General features: G+C 67.2%; 7 protein-coding genes. All 7 read left to right on the top strand.

The genetic code is table 11. From position 1 onward, the window contains the following. On the top strand, window positions 1-433 hold a 433-nt coding region (locus VFE05_02120; GenBank protein ID HET6228842.1), incomplete at its 5' end, for a D-alanyl-D-alanine carboxypeptidase. Window positions 434-828: 395 nt separating this feature from the next. Continuing rightward, window positions 829-1,104, top strand: a complete 276-nt coding sequence (locus VFE05_02115) for an Lrp/AsnC ligand binding domain-containing protein (GenBank protein ID HET6228841.1) — start codon at window positions 829-831, stop codon at window positions 1,102-1,104. Window positions 1,105-1,269: 165 nt separating this feature from the next. Next, entirely contained in the window at window positions 1,270-1,578 is a 309-nt protein-coding gene (locus VFE05_02110) for a type II toxin-antitoxin system PrlF family antitoxin (protein ID HET6228840.1), read from the top strand. Next, window positions 1,544-2,107 (top strand): type II toxin-antitoxin system YhaV family toxin, encoded by a 564-nt coding sequence (locus VFE05_02105; GenBank protein ID HET6228839.1) that lies wholly within the window; start codon window positions 1,544-1,546, stop codon window positions 2,105-2,107. Before VFE05_02110 ends, VFE05_02105 begins: the two co-directional genes overlap by 35 nt. Window positions 2,108-2,195: 88 nt before the next feature. Next, window positions 2,196-2,564, top strand: a complete 369-nt coding sequence (locus tag VFE05_02100; protein ID HET6228838.1) for a metalloregulator ArsR/SmtB family transcription factor — start codon at window positions 2,196-2,198, stop codon at window positions 2,562-2,564. After that, window positions 2,561-3,043, top strand: a complete 483-nt coding sequence (locus tag VFE05_02095) for an SRPBCC family protein (GenBank protein HET6228837.1) — start codon at window positions 2,561-2,563, stop codon at window positions 3,041-3,043. Before VFE05_02100 ends, VFE05_02095 begins: the two co-directional genes overlap by 4 nt. 278 nt (window positions 3,044-3,321) lie before the next feature. Continuing rightward, window positions 3,322-3,915, top strand: a 594-nt coding sequence (locus VFE05_02090; protein ID HET6228836.1) for a prolipoprotein diacylglyceryl transferase family protein, incomplete at its 3' end; no start/stop codon positions are given.

The following is a 3,915-nucleotide window of genomic DNA, read 5'->3' as shown; positions in this document are numbered from 1 at the left end:
CGGCAGCGGGAGCTGGGATGCGGCCCTGGCGCTGGAGCGCGACTTCCTGGTGCGCGAGGTGGGCGTGGACTCCGCCGCGTTCGTGCTGGTGGACGGCTCCGGCCTGGCCGCCGAGAACCTGATCACGCCGCACGCCTTCGTCCAGATTCTGGACTTCGTGCGTCGCGACCCGCGCGAGGCGGTGGTGCGCCGTACGCTGCCCGTGTCCGGCCGCGCGGGCTCGCTCCAGGCGCGGCTCACGGACCTGCCGGGGCGCGTGGCGGCCAAGACGGGCTACATCAGCAACGTCGACTCGCTCAGCGGCTACGTCACGCTGGCGGACGGGCGCGAGGTCATCTTCTCCATCCTCGTCAACGGCAGCGGCACCCCGTCTACCCGCGTCAAAGCCGGCATCGACGACGTCGTACGCGCGATCGCACAGTACGCGGGCTGACCTCGGACACACACGGAGAATCACGTCTTTCGGCGAGCACATCGAACGTAAGATGCCGGGACGCCGGCATTCGCTCCCATGCCGATCAATGTGCGTCGCCCGCGCCGTTCCGCCACCGCAACGCGCACCAACGGCGGCTTTTCGGTAGATGCGAGGCGCCGGGTGATTGTGACGATGGATGCGCGGCGGATATGTTGATGGCGCACATCGTCATCCCTCGCCCGCCCTCTCTCGGCGGATGCGCGGCGATGGACAGCACTGGACGAACCGCCATCGCTCGGGCTCGACGGCCGGAACGCGAAGATAGCGCGCCGCGATCAGGCCATCCGCAGGTCGCGAGTGCTCGCCGCGAAGTGCCGATCTACCGAAGCCACTCATCCGCAAGGAGATGCCGCATGGTTGCCGCCGTCGTCCTGATCCGCGCCGTACCCGGAGACGTGCCCGCGCTGGCCCGCCGCATCGCCGGCATCGACGGCGTGGCCGAGGTCTACTCCGTGTCCGGCGAGTACGACCTGATCGCCATCGTGCGCGTCGCCGAGTACGACCGCATCGCCACCATCGTCACCGAAGAGATCGCGCAGATCACGGGTATCGAGCGCACCAACACGCTCACCGCCTTCCGCGTCTTCTCCAAGCAGGACCTGGAGCGCGCCTGGGACATGTTCGACTGAACGATCCCACGGTCTTTCACCGATCCCGCTTCGGAACGAGCGATCCCGCGCCGCTTGCCGTACATCCACCGCCTTGGTAATTTCAATGCAGATGCATTGTAATTTCCCGGAGGTCACATGGCTGAGTCTCACAGGACGGCGGCGGATCGCAAGAGCCGGAGCCACATGCTTTCGAGCAAGGTCACTTCCCGCTCGCAGACGACGTTGCCGAGCGGCGTCCGCAAGGCTCTCGGGTTGCGTGCGGGTGACGAGATCGGGTACGTCATCGAGAACGACCGAGTGGTGATCCGGAAGCTCAACGAAGCGGAGGACCCCGCCCTCGCCGGGTTCCTGGGCCTGCTCTCCAGCGATATCGAGCGGAACAAGGAGCACGTCCTCTTCCTCACTGCACCGTTCGCGGCACGGCTGCGAGAGCTCGCTGTCGGGATCGAAGTGGATTATGACGCGCCGATCGAAGGAGATTTCGAGCTCTGACAGACCGGGCGAACCCCGCTCCGGAGATGCGGCCCAAGAACTCCTGGAGCGGAACGGCTGGCGCATCGGCATCCACGCTCAGCTCCTGCTCCAGATCGAGAAGCTTGGCGATGCGGCGGAGCGCGAGTCGCGTGAAGATGGTCCGCGCCCCGCTTCCCAGATCCTCGCGAGCATCACCAAACTGATGCTCGACGACGTTCCGCAGGACCCCACCCGCGCGATCTATAGGCAAGGAAACACCCTCGGGATTACGCACAAGCACTGGTTCCGCGCAAAGTTCGGAAATGGCCGCTATCGGCTCTTCTTCCGTTTTCGGACCAGCGCCCGGATCATCGTCTTCGCTTGGGTGAACGACGAACGCTCTCTGCGCACGTACGGCAGCCGCACCGATGCGTACGCGACGTTCCAGCGAATGCTCGACAGTGGCTCGCCTCCGGACCAGTGGGAGACGCTGCTCGAGGAATCCACGGCCCCGGACGCCATGAAGCGGCTCGCGCAACTCCTGATCCGCATCCGTTCCCCCAAGTAGGTCGAGATCAACCGTCCAACCGAGAGACTTGACGGGAGAGTCGTGCTCGTTTATATAATCGACAGGCTATATAACCCACAGGTTTTGTATGCAAGCTGCGCAGCACCTGGACGCCACCTTCGCCGCATTGTCGGACCCCACGCGCCGTGCGATCCTCGCGCGGCTAGCAAATGGGGAGGCGTCCGTGATGGAGCTGGCCGAGCCGTTCGCGATGAGCCAGCCCGCCATCTCCAAGCACCTCAAGGTGCTGGAGCGCGCGGGGCTGATCAGCCGCAGTCGCGAGGCACAGCGCCGTCCCTGCCGGATGGAGCCGGGACCGCTCGCCGAGGCTACGGAGTGGATCGAGCGATACCGCCGCATCTGGGAGGGGAACTACCAGCGCCTCGACGACCTGCTGAGCGAGATGAAGGCCGTCGGCGGCAAACCTTCAACCGAGCCGCAAGGAGAAACGCGATGAGCCCCACCGTCCACGTGACGACCCCCGGCGACCGCGAGGTCGTCGTCACCCGCGTCTTCGACGCGCCCCGCAGCCTGGTCTTCGACTGCCACACGCAGCCGGAGCTGGTGCGGCGCTGGCTGCTGGGCCCGGACGGCTGGTCGATGCCCGTGTGCGAGATCGACCTGCGCGTCGGCGGCGACTACCGCTACGTGTGGCGCAACGACGCGAAGGGGCAGCAGTTCGGGATGAACGGCACCTACCGCGAGATCGTGGTGCCGGAGCGCATCGTGTTCGTGGAGCGGTTCAACGGCGACGAGTCGCTGTGCACGCTCGTGCTCATGGAAGCGGGCGGCCGCACCACGCTGTCACAGACGATGCGCTTCAGCACGCCCGATGAGCGGGACCAGGCGCTCAAGAGCGGCATGACGGACGGCATGTCGACCAGCTACGACCGGCTGGAGCGGGTGATGGAGGAGCACAGGCCCGCCGTCGCGTGATCCTCCCGCGCGATGCGACGCCGGGCATCGCATACCCCGCGGAACCTGGCGCCGTGGCGGGTCCGAAGAGCCGCCGGGTGGCCGCCGATGCGAGGCCGCCACCCGGCGTGCATTCCCGGATCGGTCACGCCGGCAGAGCCCTTCACGGAAAGCTGCGAAACGGCTATGTTTCCGCCGTCGCAAATGACGGCAGGAGCACGACTTCCACCAACGCAGCGCCCGATGCGGCTCCGCGCCCGGCTGGCCTCGCCCGCCCCAAACCCTTGCCCTGACAGCGCATGTATCCTGTTCTCTTCCACATCGGATCGCTGACCATCACCTCGTTCGGGGTGATGATGGCGCTCGCGTTTCTGTCCGCGGGGTGGGTGCTGGCGGCGGAGCTGCGGCGCAAGGGCGAGAACCCAGAGACGGCGTGGGACGTGGTGTGGTACGCGGCGCTGGGCGGCATCCTGGGCGCCAAGATCTACTACCTCTTCCTGCACTGGCCGGAGACGGCGGCCGACCCGTGGCACGCCATCACCTCGCGCGCGGGGCTGGTGTGGTACGGCGGCTTCATCATGGCCGCGGCGCTGATCGCCTGGCAGCTGCACCGCCGCAAGCTGCCCGTGCTGCGCTTCGCCGACGCGATCGCGCCGGCGCTGGCGATCGGGTACGCGGTGGGGCGCGTGGGCTGCTTCCTGGTGGGCGACGACTACGGGGGCCCCACGAACCAGCCATGGGGCGTCGCCTTCCCCAACGGCGCGCCGCCTTCCACCGCGGCGAACCTGCGCGCGTTCGGCGTGACGGTGCCCGCGAACGTGCCCGGCGACATGGTGATGCGCGTGCACCCCACGCAGATCTACGAGGTGCTGATGACGCTGGTCATCTTCGCC

The sequence above is a fragment of the Longimicrobiaceae bacterium genome (assembly GCA_035696245.1).
Taxonomy (GTDB): domain Bacteria; phylum Gemmatimonadota; class Gemmatimonadetes; order Longimicrobiales; family Longimicrobiaceae; genus DASRQW01.
This window is presented reverse-complemented; position numbering and strand designations above follow the sequence as displayed.

Coding starts and splice junctions, on each gene's coding strand:
- VFE05_02115 (HET6228841.1), top strand. CDS start 829: ATGGTTGCCGCCGTCGTCCTGATCCGCGCCGTACCCGGAGACGTGCCC.
- VFE05_02110 (HET6228840.1), top strand. CDS start 1,270: ATGCTTTCGAGCAAGGTCACTTCCCGCTCGCAGACGACGTTGCCGAGC.
- VFE05_02105 (HET6228839.1), top strand. CDS start 1,544: ATGACGCGCCGATCGAAGGAGATTTCGAGCTCTGACAGACCGGGCGAA.
- VFE05_02100 (HET6228838.1), top strand. CDS start 2,196: ATGCAAGCTGCGCAGCACCTGGACGCCACCTTCGCCGCATTGTCGGAC.
- VFE05_02095 (HET6228837.1), top strand. CDS start 2,561: ATGAGCCCCACCGTCCACGTGACGACCCCCGGCGACCGCGAGGTCGTC.